The organism is Phytobacter cepae (genome assembly GCF_054165735.1).
This window is the reverse complement of sequence record NZ_CM135107.1, coordinates 3,968,726-3,992,253: the sequence shown is the minus strand read 5'-3', so window position 1 is coordinate 3,992,253 and position 23,528 is coordinate 3,968,726. Positions and strand designations below refer to the sequence as shown.

Here is a 23,528-nt window from a genome sequence, read left to right as displayed (position 1 = left end):
TCGTCTTACTTCGAGTAAGATTAAAAAAACGTTACCGTTAAGCATAGCAGGAGCGGTAGAGGAGGTTATGCGAGCCAGCGCGTGATGTGAGATTCAATACCGGCGGCATCCAGGCCCACGTCGGCACGGGCTTCGTCCTGAGTTCCTTGCGGAATGAAGAAATCGGGCAACCCCAGATTCAGCACCGGCACCGGTTTACGGTGGGCCATCAGCACGTCGTTAACGCCACTGCCCGCGCCACCGATAATCGCGTTCTCTTCCAGCGTAATTAAGGCCTCATGGCGCGCAGCCATCTGCAAAATCAGCGCGGTATCCAGCGGTTTAACGAAACGCATATCGACCAATGTAGCGTTCAGCGCTTCTGCGGCTTTCTCCGCTGCAGGCAGCAACGTACCGAAATTGAGGATCGCAATTTTCTCGCCTTCACGTTTCACCACTCCTTTGCCCAGCGGCAGTTTCTGCAACGGTTCCAGCGTCACGCCCACGGCGTTGCCGCGAGGGTAACGCACGGCGCTCGGGCCTTCGTTGTAGTGATAGCCGGTGAACAGCATCTGGCGACATTCGTTTTCATCGCTCGGGGTCATAATGACCATCTCGGGGATGCAGCGCAGGAAAGAGATATCAAACGCGCCCTGATGCGTCTGGCCGTCAGCGCCTACAATCCCTGCACGATCGATGGCAAAGAGGACCGGTAATTTCTGAATTGCAACGTCGTGGATCACCTGATCGTAGGCACGTTGCAGGAAGGTGGAGTAGATAGCCACGATAGGCTTGTAGCCGCCAATGGCCAGGCCTGCCGCGAAGGTGACGGCGTGCTGTTCAGCGATCGCGACATCAAAGTATTGATCCGGGAATTTACGGGAAAACTCCACCATGCCGGAACCTTCGCGCATCGCAGGCGTCACCGCCATTAATTTGCTGTCTTTGCCCGCCATTTCGCACAGCCAGTCACCAAAGATTTTGGAGTAGCTGGGCATGCCGCCGCTGCTTTTCGGCAGCGTGCCGCTGGTCGGATCGAACTTCGGCACCGCGTGGAAAGTAATAGGATCTTTTTCGGCAGGCTCATAACCTCGGCCTTTCTTGGTCATGATATGCAGGAACTGCGGACCCTTCAGGCCGCGCATGTTTTTCAGGGTTTGCACCAGACCCAGCACATCGTGACCATCAACCGGGCCAATGTAGTTAAAGCCCAGCTCTTCAAACAACGTACCCGGCACGACCATGCCTTTGATATGTTCTTCAGTGCGTTTAATCAGCTCTTTAATCGGCGGAACGCCAGACAGCACTTTTTTGCCGCCTTCGCGCAGTGTGGAATAGAGCTTACCGGAGAGCAGTTGCGCCAGGTGATTGTTCAGCGCACCGACATTCTCAGAAATCGACATTTCGTTGTCGTTGAGAACCACCAGCATGTCCGGACGAATATCGCCCGCGTGGTTCATCGCTTCAAACGCCATGCCCGCGGTGATCGCCCCGTCGCCAATCACGCAGACCGTACGGCGTTGCTTACCCTCTTTTTCTGCGGCAACGGCAATGCCGATACCGGCGCTGATCGAGGTGGAGGAGTGCCCGACGCTTAATACGTCGTACTCGCTTTCACCACGCCAGGGGAAGGGGTGCAAGCCGTTTTTCTGGCGGATAGTGTCGATGCGATCGCGACGTCCGGTCAGAATTTTATGCGGATAAGCCTGATGGCCGACGTCCCAGATGAGCTGGTCGAAGGGGGTGTTATAGACGTAGTGCAATGCCACGGTTAATTCTACCGTGCCAAGCCCGGAGGCGAAGTGCCCGCTGGAGCGGCTCACGCTGTCGAGCAGGTAGCGACGCAACTCATCGCACAGTTTCGGCAGACTCTCTTTAGGCAGTGAACGCAATTCCGCAGTGGAATCGACCAGCGCCAGCGTCGGGTATTTGGCTATATCAAAACTCATCGGAGACTCATTGTGGTGTTGTCATTATTTATCACGCTGGATTATGTAATCAGCCAGTGCTTCCAGTGCCGTTGTATCCAGTGATTGCGCAGCCAGCAGATTTAACGACTGACGTGCCTCCGCAATCAGATCGCGGGCTTTTACCCGGGCTTGCTCAAGGCCCAGTAACGCAGGGTAGGTGCTTTTGCCAAGTTGCTGATCGGCGCCCTGGCGTTTCCCAAGGGTCGCAGTATCGCCGACAACATCGAGTATGTCATCCTGAACCTGGAACGCCAGGCCGATGCATTGCGCATAGTTATCCAGCACCGGCAGCCAAACGCGCCCCTTTTCTCCTGCGCTCAGCGCACCCATTTTCACCGCCGCACGAATCAGTGCGCCTGTTTTGTGACGATGAATCTGTTCAAGCGCCTGTAAATCTACGGATTTGCCTTCTGCGGCTAAATCCAGTGCCTGCCCGGCACACATGCCTGCCGCACCGCTGGCAAAGGCCAGTTCGCGTACCATGGCCAACCGATCCTCGGCGGCCACTTCTGGCATCGGGGCATCGCTAAGAATAGTAAATGCCAGCGTTTGCAGCGCGTCGCCGGCCAGAATCGCGTTGGCTTCGCCAAATTTGATGTGGCAGGTGGGCTGACCGCGGCGGAGATCGTCATCGTCCATCGCCGGGAGATCATCGTGAATCAGCGAATAGGCGTGGATGCATTCCACCGCCGCTGCGGGGGCATCCAGCGTTTCCCGGCTAACGCCGAACATCGTGCCCGTCGCATACACCAGGAAAGGACGCAGGCGTTTGCCACCTAATAGTGCGCCATACCCCATTGCCTCAACCAGAGGAGAGTTCTGAAAGGGCAGAGGCGCGATAAAACGCCGCAGGGCATCGTTGGCGTGCGTAACGCAGGTCTGGAGCTGTTGATTAAAGTCCATTTACTCGTTATCCGGGGTGAACGGCGTTAAGGGCGCTTCCTCATTATCGGAGAGCAGAATCTGCACACGCTGCTCCGCTTGCTGAAGTTTAACCTGCCCCTGACGGGCCAGCTGCACGCCGCGTTCAAATTCATTGAGGGCATCCTCCAGCGGAAGATCGCCACTTTCCAGGCGGGTAACAATCTGTTCGAGTTCGCCGAGCGCGGTTTCAAAGCTGGCGGGTGCGTCTTTTTTCTTTGGCATAATGACTGTCTGACTCTCATTGTTTACCGACTCTACTAGGGTAGCGAAGTCGCGAAGCTAAGCAAATAACGCGCAAGGGTCATGCAAAATACACAGGGACGCTGCGATGGTGGTATACTTCCGCGCCTGGATGCAGCCGCAGGTGTGGGCTGCTGTATTTTTTTCCGAGAAGCCCAACCGGGCTTGCCAACGAACCCTTGCCGCCATGAAGTTTATCATTAAATTGTTCCCGGAAATCACCATCAAAAGCCAATCTGTGCGTTTGCGCTTTATTAAGATCCTGACCGGGAATATTCGTAACGTTCTGAAGCAGTACGATGAGACCCTCGCGGTCGTTCGCCACTGGGATAACATTGAAGTCCGCGCAAAAGATGAAAACCAGCGCCTGGTTATCCGCGATGCGCTGACCCGTATTCCGGGCATTCACCATATTCTGGAAGTGGAAGATGTGCCTTTCACCTCCCTGCACGATATCTTCGAAAAAACGCTGGAAGCCTGGCGTGAGAAGCTGGAAGGAAAAACCTTCTGCGTGCGTGCAAAACGTCGTGGTAAACACGAATTTAGCTCTATCGAAGTGGAGCGCTATGTCGGCGGTGGGCTGAATCAGCATATCGAAACGGCCCGCGTGAAGCTGACGCACCCTGATATCACCGTCAATCTGGAAATCGAAGACGATCGTCTGCTGCTGGTAAAAGGCCGCTACGAAGGGATCGGCGGTTTCCCTATCGGTACGCAGGAAGATGTGTTGTCGCTGATTTCCGGTGGTTTTGACTCCGGCGTCTCCAGCTATATGCTGATGCGTCGCGGCTGCCGCGTGCATTACTGCTTCTTCAACCTTGGCGGCGCCGCCCATGAAATTGGCGTGCGTCAGGTTGCTCATTATTTGTGGAACCGCTTTGGCAGCTCCCACCGCGTCCGTTTTGTCGCCATCAACTTTGAACCGGTCGTGGGTGAAATCCTTGAGAAAGTCGACGATGGCCAGATGGGCGTTGTGCTCAAACGCATGATGGTACGTGCCGCTTCTCAGGTTGCGGAACGCTACGGCGTACAGGCGCTGGTGACTGGCGAAGCGCTGGGCCAGGTCTCCAGCCAGACCCTGACCAACCTGCGCCTGATTGATAACGTCTCCGACACGCTGATCCTGCGCCCGCTTATCTCTTACGATAAAGAGCACATTATCGATCTGGCGCGTGAAATCGGCACTGAAGACTTCGCGCGTACCATGCCCGAATATTGCGGTGTGATCTCGAAAAGCCCGACGGTGAAAGCGGTGAAGGCCAAAATCGAAGCCGAAGAGCAAAACTTCGATTTCGCTATTCTCGATAAAGTAGTGGCTGAAGCCTCTAATATCGATATTCGTGTGATTGCCGAGCAGACCAGTGAGGATGTCGTTGAAGTCGAAACCGTCAGCGGTTTTGGTCCAAATGACATGCTGCTGGATATCCGTTCGATTGATGAACAGGATGCCAAACCCTTAGAGGTCGAAGGCATCGAGGTGGTCTCACTGCCGTTCTACAAACTGAGCACCAAATTCGGCGATCTCGATCAGAGTAAAAACTGGCTGCTGTGGTGTGAGCGCGGTGTGATGAGCCGACTGCAGGCGCTCTATCTGCTGGAGCAGGGCTTTAAGAACGTGAAGGTGTATCGCCCGTAAACGCTGGGCCGGGTGGTGTGCATTTGCCACCCGGCACGATTCTGTTCAGGCTTCGTAGTAGTTATAAATCCCAGCCGGTATCACCAGCTGTTTTGCCACTTCATGGGCTTTCTCCCGCCCGACCAGCACATCAATAATCTTCAACGCAAAATCAATAGCCGTTCCCGGTCCCTGACTGGTAATAAGTTTCACCCTGGGATCCCAGACGACGCGCTTATCCTGCCACTGACCTTCAGGGATCTGCTCTTTCAATGCCGGGAAACCGGTCATATTGCCAATGGGGAACAGATCATGGGGCACCAGCACCGTGGCGGCTGCCGCGCAAATGGTAGCCACTACGCGACCGGAGAGATGAAACTGCCTGACGGTTTCCACCAGCAGCGGACTGTCGCGGAAATTTTCCGCGCCTTTGATGCCGCCGGGTAACACGATCACGTCAAAATCCCCATCCGCAACGGCCACCAGCGGCGCATCGGCAAGCAGTTTTACGCCGCGTGAGCAGGTGACAGCCAGGCTGCCGTCGCTGGCAACGCTGGCGGTCGTCACGCTGATGCCGCCGCGGACCAGCAGGTCGATGGTAGTAACCGCTTCGGTCTCTTCACTACCAGGGGCGAGACAGACCAGAGCTGACGCGCTCATACTCACTCTCCTTACGTTTGACTAAATCATACAGGCGGGCGTTTTCCGGCACGGGGATGCCATGTGCCCGGGCGCGACGCAGCAGATAACCGGTAATGTAATCGCATTCGGTATGCCGCATCGCACGAATATCCTGCAGCATTGAGGAGACATTGTCCGCCGTGTTTTCAATAATCTGATAGACGTAATCCAGCAATTCATCGGCAGAGATATGGTGGCCTTCTCGTTCGATCACGGCGGCAACCTCATGGGTCACTTTTCTGATTTCCTCCGGGAAATCGCGCAGTTCACCGTTTTTGCACTCCTGAAGCGCGGTAATGGGGTTGATGACGCAGTTCACGGCCAGTTTGCGCCACAATGCCGGGCGAATATTGTTATGCCAGGCGACGTCGGGGAGCACCTCTTGCAGCATCTCAGCCAGATAGCTGAAATCACCATCCTGCTGACGAGCAGGGCCAATGTGTGTGGTTCCACTGGCGACATGCACAATGACGTTACCGTCGCGGCGGGCCGCATGGGTGGTGGTGCCAATCAGCAACGGTTGTTCAAGACTTTTGAGTTCATCCACCGTGCCCATACCGTTATGGATAAGCACTATCGGCGTGCGCTTCGGCAAGGTATTAGCGAGGCCCTTAACGGCATCGGAGACTTGCCAGGCTTTAAGCGTCACGAGAAGCAAATCGCTGTGCGCCAAAAATTCCGGATCGTTTGCGGTCAGGGATTCATTAAATATGGAACCGTCTTCATCGACCACATTCACACTGCAAAAGGGCTGAGGTACGCGTAACCAGCCCTGTACTTCATGTCCATGCTTGTGCAGCGCGGTCAGCCATAACTGCCCTAACGCACCGCATCCAAGTACGGTAATTTTCATTTTTCCTCCTCACCTGCAACTGCGCCAGGTGTTACTGCTTTCAGTATAGCGCCGATGGTGCTGCTTCCGGCCATTACAAGTTGAGTTATGCTTTGTTGCGGGTATTATGCATCGCAACAAACACTGAGGGAGAAGAAAAGATGCCATCTTTCGATATTGTTTCTGAGGTTGAACTTCAGGAAGTCCGCAACGCGATCGAGAATGCGACTCGCGAACTTGAAACCCGTTTCGATTTTCGTAACGTTGAGGCCACAATCGAGCTGAACGAGAAGAATAAGACCATCAAAGTACTCAGTGAGTCTGATTTTCAGGTCAATCAGTTGCTGGATATTCTGCGCGCCAAGCTGCTTAAACGCGGCATTGAAGGGGCGTCGCTTGAGGTCCCGGACGAGTTCGTGCACAGCGGTAAAACCTGGTTTGTTGAAGCCAAACTCAAACAGGGTATTGAGAGCGATGTGGCGAAGAAAATCGTTAAGCTTATCAAAGAGAGCAAGCTGAAAGTGCAGACCCAGATTCAGGGTGAAGAACTGCGCGTCACCGGAAAAGCGCGTGATGATTTGCAGGCCGCTATGGCGCTGGTGCGCGGTGGCAACCTGGGGCAGCCGTTCCAGTTTAAAAACTTCCGCGATTAACGGAATAAGCGTCAAAAAAAGCGGGGATATCCCCGCTTTTTTTATGCACCTTTGATAGCTTGTTCGACCTCGAAACGATTGGTCACTTTGCTGTCGATTTTCACATAGGCGCTGCGCTCTTCGGCCACGACCAGCACATCACTGATTCCCGCCGTCTGCAGCAACCGCTGTTGCAGTGCATCGTCCAGCACCACACCTTCAGGAATTTCGATGCGCAAGCTGCTGACATACGGTGGCTCTTGCATCGTGCTGGCTACCAGCAACCAGACCATTGCCAGTAGCGCGCCAGCCAGGAAGACGGTCTGCGAATCAAACCAGCCATCGACCCAACCGCCTAATGCACCGCCAATCGCCACGCCGATAAACTGGCTGGTGGAGTAAATGCCCATTGCGGTGCCTTTATAACCGGCAGGCGCTTCTTTGCTGATAAGCGAGGGCAGTAGTGCTTCCATCAGATTGAAAGCAATAAAGAAAATCTGCACGCCCAGCACCTGCTCCCAGAAGTGTGGCCCCGCGCCCCAGAGCACGATCTCAGCAATCAGCAGTAACGCCACACAGAACAGGAAAACGCGCTTCATACGCCGCTTAACTTCAGCGTAAATGATAAACGGTACGACCGACACAAACGACACCAGCATGGTCACCAGATAAATTTTCCAGTGGTAAGCAGCGGCGAAACCGGCGGCTTCAAGCTGGCCGGGCAGAGCAACAAAGGTGGACATCAGCAGGATGTGCAAACACATGATGCCAAAATTGAGTTTCAGCAGTCTGGAGCTGGCAATAACCTGACTAAAGCAGCCTTTGACCATGCCGGATTCGCGATTAAGCACATGATTTTCGCTGTCGGGCACCACCCAAAGTGTTAACAAAATGCCGGCAGTTGCCAGGGCGGCAATCATCCAGAACAAGGCGTGCAGACCGAGCTGGTGGGTAATAATCGGCCCCAGCACCATGGCAATCGCAAAGGTAACGCCGAAGCTGACGCCAATAAAGGCCATCGCTTTGGTACGATTTTGTTCACGGGTTAAATCCGAGAGCAGCGCCATCACGGCGGCGGCAATCGCACCAGACCCTTGTAACGCACGGCCAAGAATAATGCCCCAGATGGAGTCAGACAGCGCTGCGATCACACTCCCCAGCACAAAGATAGCCAGCCCGCCAATAATCAGCGGCTTACGTCCAATACGATCGGAGAGTAAACCAAACGGAATTTGAAACACCGCCTGCGCCAGGCCATAAATACCGATGGCGAGACCGATTAAGGCTTCGCTGGCGCCTTGTAATGCCATACCGTACGTAGTCAGAACGGGCAGGACCATAAACATGCCAAGCATGCGCAATGAGAAAACAGTCCCTAAACCCCAGGTTGCGCGCAACTCGCCTGGCGTCATTTTATTATCGTTCATTACCACCTCAATTCGAAAGCAGGCCATAGTGTAGGCGGGGTGGTAAGCGGGGTAAACAGATGTTTGTTTAATAGTTATTACGAGGCTGTAAAGCTTATTGGGGGCAGCGCGAGAGGGGAGCCATGCGCGAACCGTCCTTAACAAGCTTGTATAAGGACGGTTCCGCGTTTCTCACGAGCCTGAGTGTCGCCAGACACGGCTCCTGACTTTTTCGACCGCCAGTTTGCCCGCAATAAAAGCATGATCGGAATTGTAATATTCCCACTCGCTGTAGCGCCCTGCGAGCGTAATATCATGCTGTAGCAGCCAGTGACGTACCGTCGCCACATTGTCTTTGCGGTGATGATCGTAGATGACGTAGGCACAAGGTATGTCTACCTGACTGGTGGTCACCACCCGATCGCTGGCGGAAAAAATACCCGCTTCAATACACTCCCTGATACACCTTTCGGTCAATGCGTCTCCCTCTTCAGGAAGGGGTTTATCTGCGGAATAGCTGATTTCGCAGGTCAGGCCGCAGCCGCCGGGAGGGCTACAGAAGGGACTGGCATTGCCCTGGACGAAGATTCGATGAAAGACCGTCTTACCGGCAAAATAGATCCAGTGCTTATTCGTCAGGTTTGCCCGATCGATACCTAAATTCACACAACGAACGGAGACGTGCCGCAACCCGAGCGCCGCCTTTCTGACTTCTGAGGGAACGGGATCATCAATCAAACGGATCAGCTGTGGCAACGGCAGGGTACTGATCATCTGCTCGTAATCAAAACAGCGGCCGTCTGCGAGCATGGCACGGTGCTGGTGAACAGAAATCCGTTTAACTTCGGCCCCGGTCTCTACCGTTCCTTTAATCAACGGCAAGAAACCGGACATTAAGGCCTGAAAGCCGCCTTTGAGCGGATAACCGAAACGGGCGTTGGGCCCCATGGGTTTGCCGGTCTCCTCCAGCGCGCCAGCAATAATTTGTGCCAGATCGGGAAGGGGGACGCGTCCACCAAGCCAGGACGTTTCCATCTCAGAAAGTGGGACGGTCCACAGCTTTTGGTTGTAAGGAATAGCGAAGTGCCGGGCAATCCCTTTACCCCAGGTTTTATAAATAAAGGTTTCAAAGCTCTCCTCTTCCCTGTCATCGTTTGCCGTGCTGGTGGAGGTGAAGTCAGGAACGCTGCCATCGGCGCAACAGTCCGTATGGACTTTTTTGGCGGCGGCGTGGGGCTGGCAGCGTAACGTTGGCGGGGCATCACTGGCTGAGAGGCCATATCGGGCTTCGATAGCACCGAGAATACACTCTTTGATAACCTCAGCCGGCAAACCAAAAAGAGAGCCCTGGAAAGGATAGCGTGTATAAACCCCATCCGTATAAACCCAGGCTTCGCGCGCCTGCCAGTGCACGTTGTCACCCAGTAACAACGTATATAATTCGAGAACGTAGGGGTCATTGGAAAACATAATGTGACCAGCATAATCGAAGGTAAAACCGTCGTTTGTCACTGAACGACACAATCCGCCTACCGAGGAGTTACGCTCCAGAAGCGTGGCGCCTTCACCGTAATGATATGCCGCACTCAGCCCCGTTGGGCCAGCCCCGAGTATCAGACAGGGCGCGGTGACCACCGAAGGCGGCATTAAGCGTAAAGCGGGGCGGGCGATGGCGCGTTGTGCAACGCTTGTTTTCTCTTCGATGAGCTCTTTTTCAGCCGTTTTCTCTGCCGCAATGGCGAGCTGAGCTTCAATCAAGGTATGCATTTGCGCAACGGTCTGTTCCCAGGATGTTGCTGCGACAATCTGTTCCATCGTGCGCCGCTGTGCTTCTCGTTTCTCAGCGGGCTGAGCCAATGCCTCTTCACATGCGGCGATAAACTGCGCGGCATCTCCCGCAATCGCCACAACATGCTCGTAGCTTTTTTTAACGTCGGTAATAGCAGTGCTGACCACGGGCAGTTGTGCGGCCATGTATTCAAGTACTTTGGTTGGGCTAATAAATTGCGTGGCGGCATTGAGAGCAAAAGGCATCAGGCAGACATCCCAGCCGGCAAGAAACTGCGGCAGCGCCTGGTAGGGTTGCATACCCAGATAGTGAATATTGCTTCTTTGGGGCAGGCTTCGCGGATCGATTTTCACGACCGGCCCTACCATGACTAACTGCCAGTCGGTGTGCGCATCGGCAATGGCGGCAATAAGCTCAAGGTCCATACGCTCATCAATCACGCCATAGAAACCGAGACGAGGATGGGGAATCGCATCCTGTAACGGGTGATGATTTTCCCTGTCGAGCGCTTGCTCGAAATGGACTGCGTCAACGCTGCTGGCAAAACAATGGATATTCGGGTGCCGTCCGGCTCGTGCTTCATACAAACCCGGTCCGCCCGTAAACACGATATCTGCCCGTGATAAGAGCGCCGATTCACGTTGTAAAAGCTGCCGTGGAGCCTGCTCGAAGGCTGCGAGTTCATCCATGCAATCATAAATAACCAGACTGGCAGGAAAGACATCTAGCAGCGGCAGCGCCATGGGCGTGTAAAACCAGACAATCGGGGCCTCTTCATCCTGCACTAATTCCGCCAGCAGCGGTTGTAACCAGGCGATTTGACCATCATGAAAGCCGGGTGCCTGTTCAGGGGTTTGTGGCTGAATAACAGTCACATTGGGAGCAGGGGAGTGCCTTAAAAGTGCGGGGGGATCCGCAGCGTAGAGCGGCTCTTCGATAAAAACGATTTTATAATATTCTGCAAGACGGGTCAGAAGATGTTGCGGACGTTGAAAAACAAAATCCCAGCGTAAATGACTAAAAACATACAGTGTTTTCATTGATTGCCTCGCTTCGCTGATAAAGGTAAGGGCGTTAAGCGGATGCTGAAAATTTCTCAGCATCCGCTGCGCGTTCCAAAGAGCACGGGCATAAACGGTATTGAGCTCCCGGGTAAACGTTGCTTCTGAAGAGAGGTTTACCTCCCATAATCCGCTGTGATTCCAGTGGGAAAGATTGTCCCAGTCGGGGCGGTCGATGACGGGGTACAGACAAATTCCTACTATTTCCACCCCTGCCAGTTGCGCCATGGCCACTTCCCGCGTCACGTCAGTAATCCAGGCACCGCGACCGCTTCCCACGTGGCTGGTTTCCGCCAGTAAAATGGGGCGCGAATAACGCAACCACAGTTCATGCAGCATGTGGTGCAGTTTTTGTCGCTGTGGGCAGCCGAGATGCCACGACAACCGCTGGTTGGTACCAAACTCCCACTGGTTGTCGTGGTAGTAATTTGCCCCTATCAGATCGAGATAACGGGGGGCGCCGCCCAGTTCGGGGGCTTTCTTCCCGGCAAGCATGTCCCAGGCTTCAAACTGCGCCTCATGCCAGCCTGATACCTCTTTTTGGCTCTCTTCGCTGGCGTCGGGTGGTGTCAGGAAAATAAGCGGATCGCAGTGCAGAATGCGCGCACGTGGATCCACCGCCCAGATAGCATCGCTGGCGGCGAGAGCAGCTTTCACCAACTGCTTTTTACTCTGGAAACCGCCATCTTCAGTGACCTGTTGCGCGGTGGCGAACAGGCCCACGGAAATCCCCCAACTGGTAAAAGATATTTCGTTGACAGGGGAATAGACGGGAGCCTCTGCGTATAAGGGACGTAAAAAAGTGGCCAGTTCACCGCATAAACGAGCGAAGCGAAAAATAAAATCTTCTGAATAAATATCAATATCGTCCGGCCAGCCGTAATGGCATATTGTCCAGCAAATCTGGCAGTGGGCTTTTTTTGCGGACGCCATTTTTTCTGCAACACTGGAGAAATCAAAACCGCGAGGTTGTTCAACGACACGCCAGCAAACGCTTTCCCTGACGGTTTTAATATCAAACATCCTCAGTGCGTTATAATCCTCTGCATGATATTGATTATGTGCATTAACATCATTCATCGAGAGTTTGATACCGCTTCGATTTATATGATCGGCACCTTCATAACCCGCCTGCCAAAATGATTTAAATAGACCCATCGCATTACCTCTGATAAATAAAATGAGGCGAAAGACATAGGAAATGATGATTTTTTCATTAAAATGATTAAAATCAACATGTTGAAGATTTTAATCTTTTTGTTGTTTCGTTTGTTTAAATTCCTTTCGTTGATGATGGCTGGCGTGATTTTTAATAACAATCGAAACCGTCATTGCGCCGCTTTGTTTTTCAGGCACAACGAGGTTTCGCAATGCTAAATTGATTACGCATGGGTATAAGTAATACTTGATGATGCCAGGGAATAATTATCGGGTGGAGGTGCAGCGAGTGTTATTTTTAATGTTCTTAGGCTTTATCCACATTTAGAGTATAGCCTGAAGATTTAAGCGTGGGTGAAATAGCAGACTGAGAGAAAGGTTTTCAGGCGTAAAACCTTTTACAACGAGGGAGTATTTTATAGCCAATATTCGCAAGAGCAATGATATTAATAAGATTTAAACTATCAGCACCGTATCGCTTGAAACGGAATTGGGCGATGAAAAAATTAACCGCGAAGATAATAAAAAAGCCTGAACCCGGTTGTGCCGGTGTCAGGCTTTGTTCTTCACTGTCATGAACAGAGGATGTGCTATCCGCTAGTCAGTTGCCCGTCTACCAGACGTAGGCCAGCAGGCTGTGTGAGTCAGGAACCATGAAATCCACGGACATCATCACGCTCAGTGCCGTAATGGCGATGATGGAGAAGCCGAACAGCTTACGCGCCCAGACTTTATCATCTTCCACTTTATAACCACGTAGCGCCATACCCAGCCACCACACGCTCACTGCCGCCGCCACTATCAGATACTTGTAACCGGCGTAGCCGCCGAGAGAGAGCATCAGTGTCGCTACCGCAAAGGCAATGATGTACAGGGTGATATGGTTTTTGGCCACCGAGATGCCTTTTACCACCGGCAGTACCGGAATATTTGCCGCCTGGTAATCTTTAAAGCGGAAAATGGCAATGGCATAAGAGTGCGGCATCTGCCACAGACTAAAGATGGCCAGCAGAATGGCTGCACCGCTGTCGAAGTTACCGGTTACGGCACAATAGCCGATGACCGGAGGCGCTGCGCCAGAAAGTGAGCCAATCAGGGTACCGTAGACCGAGTGGCGCTTCATATACAGGCTATAGACGCCCACATAGACCACGAAGCCCATCACCCCCAGCCAGCAGGCCAGGGGATTTGCACCAAACCACAGCAGCATAAAGCCAGCAATACCCAACAAGGCTGCGTACACCAGCGAGACGTTTGGCGAAATCAGCCCCCGAACCAGTACGCGGTTTTTCGTCCGTTCCATCTTTTTATCGATGTCACGGTCAATGTAGTTGTTAAATACACAACCCGAGGCGACAACCAGTGAAACACCCAGCAGGGTGCAGGCGAAGAGGGGATAATCAATATGGCCCTTAGAGGCCAACAGGAACCCCCCGATCACCGAGATCAGGTTGCCAAAAATGATGCCAGGCTTCGTTACTTGCAGGTATTGCTTAAACATACTCGCCGCTCTTAGTGAACCATCATGTTGTAGTTCAGGTTCCACATAATCCAGATGGAGCCGACTACCAGGATAGCGATGATAATCACGGTAAAGACAAAGGCCGTCATGTTCCAACCTTCGTCAGACTTGGTGTTCATGTGCAGGAAGCAAGACAGATGCACCAGAATCTGAATCACCGCAGTCACCAGGATCGTGCCCAGAATGACACCGTGAGATGCCGTTCCGTTCATCACCATCCAGAACGGAATGACCGTCAGGATGATCGACAGGATGAAACCTGTCATGTAGGTTTTTACGCTGCCATGGGAAGCGCCATGATCGTTAGAATGACTCATTACATCGCCCCCATCAGATAGACAACAGAGAACACGCAGATCCACACTACGTCCAGGAAGTGCCAGAACAGGCTCAGGCACATGATACGGGTACGGTTAGTGCTGGTCAGACCGCGACGGGATACCTGGAACATCAGTACCGCCATCCAGATAAGGCCAGAGGTGACGTGCAGACCGTGGGTACCTACCAGCGCGAAGAATGCTGACAGGAAGCCGCTACGATCCGGACCGAAACCTTCCGCAATCAGGTGATGGAATTCATAGATTTCCATCCCGATAAAGCCCGCACCAAACAACCAGGTCAACGCCAGCCAGGAGACAACCTGGCTTTTGTTGTTTTTGTACATGGCGATAGCCGCCATGCCGTAGGTGATGGAGCTGAATAACAGCAGCGCGGTTTCTACCAGCACGAACGGCAGTTCGAAAATATCTTTGCCGGTCGGGCCGCCTGCTGTGCCGTTCACCAGAACGGCATAGGTTGCGAACAAGCAACAGAACAGAATGCAGTCGCTCATCAGGTAGATCCAGAAACCGAAGACTTTCATCGGCCCTGTATCATGGTGCCCATGCTCGTGCGCGTGGGCAGTGTCATGCGTCAGAGTATCAGTTGCCATTTTTCAGCCCTGCTTTAGTGATTTCATCGAAATGCTGTTTTTCCAGTTTTTCGACGTCGCGAACCGGTACGTAGTAATCCACGTCCTCGTCAAAGCTCTTCACAATCCAGCTGATGACGATGCCCGCGAAGCTTGCGATGGCAAGCCACCAGATATGCCAGATCATGGCGAAACCAAACACCGTTGCGAAGGCGGCAATCACGATACCGGCACCGCTGTTTTTCGGCATATGAATTTCTTCATAGTGAGCAGGTTGCTTGTACGCTTCGCCTTTTTCTTTCATTTCCCAGAATGCGTCGCGCTCATGGATTTGCGGCACAATGGCAAAGTTATAGAACGGAGGCGGAGAAGAGGTTGCCCACTCCAGCGTACGGCCACCCCATGGGTCACCGGTCAGGTCGCGGTTCTGCTCGCGGTCGCGAATAGAGACGTAGAACTGAATCAGCTGAGACGCGATACCACAGGCGATCAGCGCCGCACCCACTGCTGCAACCACCAGCATTGGATGGAACTGCGGATCAATCTGCTGGCTCAGGCGACGGGTCATACCCATGAAGCCCAGCACGTACAGCGGCATAAATGCTACGAAGAAGCCAATGATCCAGAACCAGAAGGCGCGTTTGCCCCACTTCTCATTCAGCGTGAAGCCAAAGGCTTTTGGCCACCAGTAGGTCACACCTGCGAAGCAGCCGAAGACCACGCCGCCGATGATAACGTTATGGAAGTGCGCAATCAGGAACAGGCTGTTGTGCAGAACGAAGTCAGCACCCGGCACCGCCAGCAGTACGCCGGTCATGCCGCCGACCGAGAAGGTCACGATAAAGCCAATCGTCCACAGCATCGCTGAGTGGAATACGATGCGGCCCTGATACATGGTGAACAGCCAGTTGAAGATTTTCACGCCGGTCGGGATAGCGATGATCATCGTCGTAATACCGAAGAAGGCGTTAACGTTCGCGCCGGCACCCATGGTGAAGAAGTGGTGCAGCCAAACGATGAACGACAGAACGGTAATACAGACGGTTGCCCACACCAGTGAGGTGTAACCAAACAGACGCTTGCGTGAGAAGGTCGCGGCAATTTCGGAGAACACACCGAAGACCGGCAGAACCAGAATGTACACTTCCGGGTGACCCCAGGCCCAAATCAGGTTGATGTACATCATCATGTTGCCGCCCATATCATTGGTGAAGAAATGGGTGCCCAGATAACGATCCAGGGTCAGCAGCGCGACGGTGACGGTCAGAATTGGGAATGATGCGATAATCAGGATGTTGGCGCACAGAGATGCCCAGGTAAATACCGGCATCTTGAACATCGTCATGCCAGGGGCACGCATCTTGATAATGGTCACAAAGAAGTTAATACCGGTCAGGGTGGTACCGACACCGGAGAGCTGAATAGCCCAAATCCAGTAATCGACCCCTACGCCAGGACTGTACTCGATTCCTGATAGCGGCGGGTAAGCCAGCCAACCTGTCTGCGCGAACTCACCGACGCCCAGAGAAAGGTTAACCAGAATCACACCAACAACCGTGAACCAGAAGCTCAGGTTGTTCAGGAACGGGTAAGCAACGTCACGTGCACCGATTTGCAGCGGTACGACAACGTTCATCAGACCAATGACCAGCGGCATCGCCACGAAGAAGATCATGATAACGCCGTGGGCGGTAAAGATCTGATCGTAGTGGTGCGGTGGCAGGAAGCCGGCTTCACCCGCAGAGGCGAGAGCCTGCTGGCTACGCATCATGATCGCATCCGCAAAGCCACGAATTAACATGACGATACCGACGATGCAGTACATGATACCGAGTTTTTTATGGTCAACCGAAGTCAGCCATTCTTTCCACAGGTAGCTCCACTTACCGAAGTAAGTGATCAGGCCAACTAAGGCCGCACCACCAATGATAATTGCAGCGAGCGTTACCACGATAATAGGTTCGTGGTACGGCACCGCATCCAGTGTCAATTTTCCGAACATTTTCTTCCTCGGCCCCTTAGTGAGAGGTTTCCGCGTGATTCATGTCCATGCCTTCCATCCCTTCATGCGAGCTATGCTCACCTTCTGGTTGGGTCACGTTCATGCTCTTGCCGTGGTCCATAAATTTGTTGATCACATCTTTGAACAAATCAGGTTTCACGTCGGAGAAGTACTCCACCTTGTTATATTCGCTAGGTGTTGCCACTTTTTCGAATGCAGCCATGTCAGACATGGTTGTCGTTGACTGTTTTGCTTTAGCAACCCACTGGTCGAAAGCGGCACGGTCAGGTGTGGCAATGGCTTTGAACTTCATACCTGAGAAGCCCGGGCCACTGTAGCTGGCGGAGATACCATCATAGGTGCCTGCTTCGTTTGCGATCAGGTGCAGGTTAGTCTGCATACCGGCCATCGCATAGATTTGGCTACCCAGACGCGGGATAAAGAAGGAGTTCATCACAGAGTTTGAGGTCACTTTGAACTCTACCGGTGTGTTCGCCGGGAAGGCGATCTCATTGACGGTAGCAATGCCCTGCTCCGGATAGATGAAGAACCATTTCCAGTCCATGGAGACGACTTCGATCGTAATCGGTTTCTCATCGTGAACCAGCGGTTTGCTAGGCTCAAGCGCGTGAGTGGTCTTCCAGGTCAGCACGGCAAGGAACACGATGATCAGAATCGGCACGGTCCAGACGACAGCTTCAACTTTGTTGGAGTGTGACCAGTTAGGGCTATACTTCGCATCTTTATTGCTTGCACGATACTTCCAGGCAAAACCAACTGCCATCAAGATGGCGGGAATCACGACAATCAACATCAGGCCAAATGCCGTCAGTATCAGCGAACGTTGCTCCAGTCCAATCTGTCCTTTTGGGTCGAGGAGCGCAGAATCACAACCACTGAGTAAAACAGTACCTGCGATTAATGACATCCATCCCAAACTTTTATTGTATTTCCTGAGTCTCATTTAACGACCTCAATTCCACGGGGGTCTGGTGGCGTTTAAAGTGTGCGGGCATTTTACGGGAAGGTTACATTACTGTAAACATGAATGGCGTAGTGTCAGTAAGGTGTTACTGAGTTCTGCCGATTGTGTCACGCGGAATGCAACAATCTGTAAAATCGGGCGTTCGCACAACCTCTCATCAAGGTTATAACGAAACCACTACCTTACAATAATGGGTGTGGGTTAATTGGTATAACCAATCAAAATAATACACATTTGGTTAACAACAATTCAGCATTTATTGAACATTACTGGAAAGCGTAATTTAATAACGGTGCTGAATCGTTATAGAGTAGCCCTTAATTTATACCGCACAAATTAATTAAAGAAAAAATATTACGACACACATTAATAATCGCAAATGTTGTTTATAAAATGCGATTAAATATTGAACGATATGATACCGAGAAGTAATTATTTAGTTGCGTTTATTTCTTAAGCGACTGATTTTGAAAAAATGAATGTCGTGAAATATTCTGTGGCAGAACCTCCGTCCTGCCGCGTTGGTGAGGCAGACGGGAGGCCGAGCCCCCACCGTCAACCAGGCTGCGTTTTGCGCAAGGCAAGCAGATCCAGCAAGCCGCCGAATACAATTCCCCCGAATGCCAGAAGAACGCCCGATTCAAGCAGCACATTGCCGAACGTGATGGCGGCCAGCCCAGCGGCATTAACGATCACAATCACCAGCCACGCCGCCAGCAAGACACATCCTGCACCCAACACGCGCAGCGCCAGCCGGTAGCTTTGAGCAAACTCCGTTCTTGGCATAAAGCGTTCGCTCGATTGGGTAAATTCCAGCGTTTTTTTACACAACAACAGGAGAATCAGGCCCGGCACGGCGGCGGCGATAGAGAAAAGATAGAACGTAGACCAGCCATGCGCTTCAACAAACCAGCCTGCCAGCGGGCCGACATAGACGCGCCCCACCGCAGAGAGCGCGGAGAGAAGGGCGAACTGGGTGGCGGAGAAGGATTTATTGCAGAGCGTCATGAGCAAGGCGACAAAAGCCGATGTTCCCATTCCACCACAAAGATTCTCAAAGAACACGGCTGATGCCATGCTCAGCATATTCTTGTCGGTCACTGCCAGCAGCCAGTAGCCAGCATTAGACGCTCCCTGCAAAATGCCAAAAATCAGCAAGGCGCGGAACAGTGACAGACGCTGCATTAATACCCCGCCCCAGAGAGCGCCAATGATGGTGGCAATCAGCCCGAGCGTTTTGTTAACCACACCCACTTCGCCAGCGTCGAATCCAACGCCACGAATCAAAAATGTGGTGGTGAGGCTCATTGCAAACGCGTCCCCCAGTTTGTAGAGAACGATCAGCAGCAGAATGAGCCAGGCATTATTACGCCCAAAAAAGTCGCGCAACGGCGCGGCGACAGCCTGCTCAAGACTTCGGGGAGCAGGGATGGCGTCATCCGGTTCGGGAGCGAACCAGGTGGCAACAATACAGGGGATCAATAACGCGGCCATCAGCCAGTACATGCCCTGCCAGCCGAGCCAGCGATCGGCGAGCCACAGTGCCAGCCCCCCGGAAACCAGCATCCCTAAGCGGTAGCCGAGAACGCTGATTGCGGCGCCGGTACCTCGCTCTTCTGCCGCCAGCACGTCCGTTTTCCAGGCATCAAACACAATGTCCTGCGAGGCAGAACAAAAGGCGATGACGACCGCCAGTGCAGCCATCCAGCGTAACTGGCTTAGCGGTTCCAGGAATCCCATTGCCGCAATGGCAATAAGCAGACAGAGCTGAGTGAGAAGCAGCCAACCACGTCGACGCCCAAGAAATGGCGGCGTGTAACGGTCCATAACCGGCGACCAAAGAAACTTAAAGACATAGGCCTGGCCCACCAGGGAAAAGAAACCGATGGTTTTAAGGTCGACGTTAGCCACCGTCATCCACGCCTGTAGCGTGCCAGACGTCAGTGCCAGAGGAAGGCCGGAAGCAAAGCCGAGAATCAGCAAAATCGCTGACTTAGGCTGCTGAAAAATGCGTAAGTATTGATTAGGCATGGTTTAAGACTGGCCCGGCGTACCGGGCCAGAGAGCAGAGATTAGTGCGCGTTCTGCTTGATGAACTGATGAATAGCGGTGTCCTGAGACATATCGGCAATGGTATCGGTCAGCACGTTGTTAACCGCATTGGCGATTTTGTCATTGGAGGCCTGAAGTGCGCCTTCAACGTTATAGCTGGCACGATAATTTTTGGTCATCTTGTTACCGTTAGCAGCGGTTGCAATGATGGCGATATCGGCTTTGGTAGAAATTTTGTAACGCAGGTTGCCTTCAGAAACATCAGCAAAAAGCTGGTTAACAATGATCTGCAGGTTTGCCGCACCGTTTGGCCCAATCATGTAACCGCGCGCAGCCATCTGTTTCTCCAGCACTTCCTGCAGCAGGAAGCGCAGGTCACGGGATGCGGTAAGGGTAACCAGTTGGTTATCACGGTTTACTTTCGCCAAAGCCTGGTCCTGACGCTGGTCTGCACCGTTAATGCTCACGGTGACGCCCATCAGGCTTGGATCCTGCTGTGGCAGGGTGATTTTAGGCGCTACATCCAGTGTGGTAGGCGGTGTTGCACATCCGGCCAGCATAAACATAGCGACCAGCGGAAGAAGAAGTTTTTTTAACATGTTCAGACTCTCTGCAGACTGTATACGTAAACGGGAAAAATTTGCGCCATCATAACATCGCCATCCGCAAGGGGAAGGGTTCAACGCATGTAAATTCATCGCCTTGTGCGTAAATTGCACAGTGGCATAGTTTTACCTCGTTATTGGCGATACTCAATGCGACCTTTAAATCAGAGTTCATACCTTTGGCTGAGAAATGACGACGAAGGCTAAATTTTTGTTGTTTTCTTGTTATGGGCAGGATAAAAGCGGCTAACATTTAAAGGGATGGGTAGCATCTCAGCGTTGCGGAGGAGTCATTTCATGATGATACGTGAACAGATAGAAGAAAAGTTAAGGGCAGCGTTTGAACCCGTGTTCCTCGAAGTTGTTGATGAAAGCTATCGTCACAATGTACCGGCCGGTTCTGAAAGCCATTTTAAAGTGGTGTTGGTAAGCGATCGCTTTAGCGGCGAGCGTTTTCTGAATCGCCATCGCATGATTTACGGTACGTTGACGGCAGAGTTATCCAGCACCGTCCATGCTCTGGCACTGCACACCTATACCATTAAGGAGTGGGCGGGTCTGCAGGACACCATTTTCGCCTCGCCACCTTGCCGTGGAGCAGGCACCATCGCGTAAAACGCATTTGCAACTGCGTGAACTTTTCCAGTATGTTGCGTACAGATTATGTGAAAACGGCCTGCGGGCCGTTTTGTTTTGTCTGAGATTTGAGCGAGATGCGCAGTTTTTAGGTCAAAATTACCTCGGAATTGTGAAAAATGGCGCAACAATGCGGCATTACCGTTCTCGACTCACTAAAGTGATGCCGCTATAATGCCGCGTCTTATATATGAACGTCTTCGGGATGATTCTGGCGACAGGGAATGTTTATCTAATTAAAGAAAGCACCCCGGTTTTGTGAAGCCAACGACAGCTTCCAGTGAAGAGTTGACCGAGCACCGTGATTTTTTGAGGTAACAAGATGCAAGTTTCAGTTGAAACCACTCAGGGCCTTGGGCGCCGTGTAACGATTACTATCGCTGCTGACAGCATCGAGACCGCTGTTAAGAGCGAACTGGTCAACGTAGCGAAAAAAGTACGTATCGACGGGTTCCGTAAAGGCAAAGTACCGATGACCGTTGTTGCTCAACGTTATGGCGCTTCTGTTCGCCAGGACGTATTGGGCGAGCTGATGAGCCGCAACTTTATTGACGCGATCATCCAGGAAAAAATCAACCCAGCTGGCGCACCGAACTACGTTCCGGGCGAATACAAACTGGGCGAAGACTTTACCTATTCCGTCGAGTTCGAAGTGTATCCAGAAGTTGAGCTGAAAGGCCTGGAAACTATCGAAGTCGAAAAACCGGTTGTAGAAGTGAATGACGAAGACGTCGACACTATGCTGGACACCCTGCGTAAACAGCAGGCGACCTGGAAAGATAAAGACGGCGCAGTTGATGCTGAAGACCGTGTTACCGTTGACTTCTCCGGTTCTGTAGACGGCGAAGAATTCGAAGGCGGCAAAGCGACCGATTTCGTACTGGCAATGGGCCAGGGTCGCATGATCCCGGGCTTTGAAGACGGTATCAAAGGCCACAAAGCGGGCGAAGAATTCACTATCGACGTGACCTTCCCGGAAGACTACCACGCTGAAAACCTGAAAGGTAAAGCGGCTCAGTTCGTTATCAACCTGAAAAAAGTTGAAGAGCGCGAACTGCCGGAATTCACCGAAGAGTTCATCAAGCGTTTCGGCGTGGAAGATGGTTCTCTGGCTGGCCTGCGTGGCGAAGTGCGTAAAAACATGGAGCGTGAACTGAAAGGCGCCGTGCGTAACCGCATCAAAACTCAGGCTATCGACGGCCTGGTGAAAGCCAACGATATCGAAATCCCGGCTGCACTGATCGACAGCGAAATCGACGTTCTGCGTCGTCAGGCTGCTCAGCGTTTCGGTGGTAACGAGAAGCAAGCGCTGGAACTGCCGCGCGAATTGTTCGAAGAACAAGCTAAACGCCGCGTAGTTGTTGGCCTGCTGCTGGGCGAAGTGATTCGTACCCATGAGCTGAAAGCTGACGAAGAGCGCGTAAAAGGTCTGATCGAAGAGATGGCGTCCGCCTACGAAGATCCGACTGAAGTTATCGAGTTCTACAGCAAAAACAAAGAACTGACGGACAACATGCGTAACGTTGCTCTGGAAGAACAAGCGGTTGAAGCTGTTCTGGCAAAAGCTAAAGTGACTGAGAAAGCGACCAGCTTCCAGGAACTGATGAACCAGCAGGCTTAATTTACTTCCGTACAAAGAGTAAACAATAAGCCCGTCACCGTCAGGTGGCGGGCTTTTTTTATCGCATTGACGTTATCAGAAGTGTGCTAAAAGGATGTTTCAGTGTTAGCGTAACAGCAAAAGGTTGTTATGCTTGAAATAAGGTGGCGGCATCCCCATAAAGGATGGGTGGCTGTAACACCGTGGTTGATACTCCGTCCGTGTGCCGATCGTAGTCAGACCTGGCTCACTCAAGTACAATCAGTACAGCAGGTTTTATTTTTATATCCAGGAGACGGAAATGTCATACAGCGGCGAACGAGATTCCTTTGCACCCCATATGGCTTTGGTGCCAATGGTTATTGAGCAGACCTCACGCGGTGAGCGCTCCTTTGATATCTACTCCCGTCTTCTCAAGGAACGTGTCATTTTCATGACGGGTCAGGTTGAAGACCACATGGCTAACCTGATCGTCGCGCAGATGCTGTTTCTGGAAGCAGAGAACCCGGAAAAAGATATCTACCTGTACATTAACTCTCCTGGTGGCGTCATCACTGCCGGGATGTCAATTTATGACACCATGCAATTTATTAAGCCTGACGTTAGCACCATTTGTATGGGCCAGGCCGCGTCAATGGGCGCATTCCTGCTAACGGCGGGGGCAAAAGGCAAGCGTTTCTGCCTGCCAAATTCACGTGTAATGATTCACCAGCCGCTGGGCGGTTATCAGGGCCAGGCAACGGACATTGAAATCCATGCGCGTGAGATCCTGAAAGTAAAAGGGCGCATGAATGAACTCATGGCGCATCATACGGGTCAATCTTTAGAACAAATTGAACGTGACACCGAGCGTGACCGCTTCCTGAATGCAAGCGAAGCCGTCGAATACGGGCTGGTCGATTCAATTCTGACCCATCGTAATTAATGCC

At 52.4% G+C, this 23,528-nt stretch carries 19 protein-coding genes; 5 read left to right on the top strand and 14 right to left on the bottom strand.

All coding sequences use genetic code 11. From position 1 onward, the window contains the following. Nucleotides 1–65: 65 nt before the first annotated feature. Genes dxs through xseB form a run of 3 tightly spaced genes read right to left on the bottom strand, consistent with a single transcriptional unit; the run spans nucleotide 66 to nucleotide 3,095 of the window. Complete coding sequence (gene dxs / locus ACUY4Q_RS18850; protein ID WP_458044232.1) at nucleotides 66–1,928, bottom strand: 1-deoxy-D-xylulose-5-phosphate synthase; 1,863 nt, start codon at nucleotides 1,926–1,928, stop codon at nucleotides 66–68. A gap of 24 nt (nucleotides 1,929–1,952) precedes the next feature. Next, nucleotides 1,953–2,852 carry a (2E,6E)-farnesyl diphosphate synthase gene (ispA, locus tag ACUY4Q_RS18845; RefSeq protein WP_458044231.1) on the bottom strand — a complete coding sequence of 300 codons (900 nt, stop codon included), beginning with the start codon at nucleotides 2,850–2,852 and terminating at the stop codon, nucleotides 1,953–1,955. After that, nucleotides 2,853–3,095 (bottom strand): exodeoxyribonuclease VII small subunit, encoded by a 243-nt coding sequence (gene xseB / locus ACUY4Q_RS18840; protein WP_458044230.1) that lies wholly within the window; start codon nucleotides 3,093–3,095, stop codon nucleotides 2,853–2,855. A 205-nt stretch (nucleotides 3,096–3,300) separates the two neighbouring features. Here xseB and thiI point away from each other — a divergent pair, with 205 nt between their 5' ends. Next, a complete protein-coding gene (thiI, locus tag ACUY4Q_RS18835) occupies nucleotides 3,301–4,749 on the top strand; it encodes a tRNA uracil 4-sulfurtransferase ThiI (protein WP_458047388.1) in 1,449 nt (482 codons plus the stop codon). Nucleotides 4,750–4,794: 45 nt separating this feature from the next. Here the strand turns inward: thiI and yajL are convergent, their stop codons facing one another. Together yajL and panE are read right to left on the bottom strand one after the other, a co-directional pair. Continuing rightward, nucleotides 4,795–5,388 (bottom strand): protein deglycase YajL, encoded by a 594-nt coding sequence (gene yajL / locus ACUY4Q_RS18830; RefSeq protein ID WP_458044229.1) that lies wholly within the window; start codon nucleotides 5,386–5,388, stop codon nucleotides 4,795–4,797. Continuing rightward, the gene (gene panE, locus ACUY4Q_RS18825; RefSeq protein ID WP_458044228.1) at nucleotides 5,351–6,262 is read right to left on the bottom strand and encodes a 2-dehydropantoate 2-reductase; all 912 of its coding nucleotides are present in this window, start codon (nucleotides 6,260–6,262) and stop codon (nucleotides 5,351–5,353) included. The genes yajL and panE overlap by 38 nt, the downstream gene beginning before the upstream one ends. A gap of 140 nt (nucleotides 6,263–6,402) precedes the next feature. Between panE and ACUY4Q_RS18820 the strand changes: the two genes are divergently transcribed. Then, a complete protein-coding gene (locus ACUY4Q_RS18820; RefSeq protein ID WP_458044227.1) occupies nucleotides 6,403–6,894 on the top strand; it encodes a YajQ family cyclic di-GMP-binding protein in 492 nt (163 codons plus the stop codon). A gap of 41 nt (nucleotides 6,895–6,935) precedes the next feature. On the opposite strand, the gene ACUY4Q_RS18815 is transcribed toward ACUY4Q_RS18820, so the two are convergent. The 9 genes from ACUY4Q_RS18815 to ACUY4Q_RS18775 all read right to left on the bottom strand — a co-directional run bounded on the left by ACUY4Q_RS18815 (nucleotide 6,936) and on the right by ACUY4Q_RS18775 (nucleotide 20,357). Beyond that, nucleotides 6,936–8,300 (bottom strand): MFS transporter, encoded by a 1,365-nt coding sequence (locus ACUY4Q_RS18815; protein ID WP_458044226.1) that lies wholly within the window; start codon nucleotides 8,298–8,300, stop codon nucleotides 6,936–6,938. A 171-nt stretch (nucleotides 8,301–8,471) separates the two neighbouring features. Further along, the gene (locus ACUY4Q_RS18810; protein WP_458044225.1) at nucleotides 8,472–12,287 is read right to left on the bottom strand and encodes a glycosyltransferase; all 3,816 of its coding nucleotides are present in this window, start codon (nucleotides 12,285–12,287) and stop codon (nucleotides 8,472–8,474) included. A 613-nt stretch (nucleotides 12,288–12,900) separates the two neighbouring features. Continuing rightward, nucleotides 12,901–13,788 carry a heme o synthase gene (gene cyoE, locus ACUY4Q_RS18805; RefSeq protein WP_458044224.1) on the bottom strand — a complete coding sequence of 296 codons (888 nt, stop codon included), beginning with the start codon at nucleotides 13,786–13,788 and terminating at the stop codon, nucleotides 12,901–12,903. An 11-nt stretch (nucleotides 13,789–13,799) separates the two neighbouring features. Continuing rightward, the gene (locus ACUY4Q_RS18800) at nucleotides 13,800–14,126 is read right to left on the bottom strand and encodes a cytochrome o ubiquinol oxidase subunit IV (protein WP_437887265.1); all 327 of its coding nucleotides are present in this window, start codon (nucleotides 14,124–14,126) and stop codon (nucleotides 13,800–13,802) included. Further along, entirely contained in the window at nucleotides 14,126–14,740 is a 615-nt protein-coding gene (locus ACUY4Q_RS18795) for a cytochrome o ubiquinol oxidase subunit III (RefSeq protein WP_458044223.1), read from the bottom strand. Before ACUY4Q_RS18795 ends, ACUY4Q_RS18800 begins: the two co-directional genes overlap by 1 nt. Next, nucleotides 14,730–16,721, bottom strand: coding sequence for a cytochrome o ubiquinol oxidase subunit I (cyoB, locus tag ACUY4Q_RS18790; protein ID WP_458044222.1), 1,992 nt, complete (start codon nucleotides 16,719–16,721; stop codon nucleotides 14,730–14,732). The genes ACUY4Q_RS18795 and cyoB overlap by 11 nt, the downstream gene beginning before the upstream one ends. 16 nt (nucleotides 16,722–16,737) lie before the next feature. Continuing rightward, nucleotides 16,738–17,685, bottom strand: coding sequence for a cytochrome o ubiquinol oxidase subunit II (gene cyoA / locus ACUY4Q_RS18785; protein ID WP_458044221.1), 948 nt, complete (start codon nucleotides 17,683–17,685; stop codon nucleotides 16,738–16,740). A gap of 576 nt (nucleotides 17,686–18,261) precedes the next feature. After that, a complete protein-coding gene (gene ampG / locus ACUY4Q_RS18780; protein WP_458044220.1) occupies nucleotides 18,262–19,737 on the bottom strand; it encodes a muropeptide MFS transporter AmpG in 1,476 nt (491 codons plus the stop codon). 41 nt (nucleotides 19,738–19,778) lie between these two features. Beyond that, entirely contained in the window at nucleotides 19,779–20,357 is a 579-nt protein-coding gene (locus tag ACUY4Q_RS18775) for a lipoprotein (RefSeq protein WP_458044219.1), read from the bottom strand. Between the two features lie 303 nt (nucleotides 20,358–20,660). Between ACUY4Q_RS18775 and bolA the strand changes: the two genes are divergently transcribed. The 3 genes from bolA to clpP all read left to right on the top strand — a co-directional run bounded on the left by bolA (nucleotide 20,661) and on the right by clpP (nucleotide 23,524). Continuing rightward, on the top strand, nucleotides 20,661–20,978 hold the full coding sequence (bolA, locus tag ACUY4Q_RS18770; protein WP_458044218.1) for a transcriptional regulator BolA: 318 nt from the start codon (nucleotides 20,661–20,663) through the stop codon (nucleotides 20,976–20,978). A 343-nt stretch (nucleotides 20,979–21,321) separates the two neighbouring features. After that, a complete protein-coding gene (gene tig, locus ACUY4Q_RS18765) occupies nucleotides 21,322–22,620 on the top strand; it encodes a trigger factor (protein ID WP_458044217.1) in 1,299 nt (432 codons plus the stop codon). Between the two features lie 280 nt (nucleotides 22,621–22,900). Next, entirely contained in the window at nucleotides 22,901–23,524 is a 624-nt protein-coding gene (clpP, locus tag ACUY4Q_RS18760; RefSeq protein ID WP_458044216.1) for an ATP-dependent Clp endopeptidase proteolytic subunit ClpP, read from the top strand. Nucleotides 23,525–23,528 lie beyond the last annotated feature (4 nt).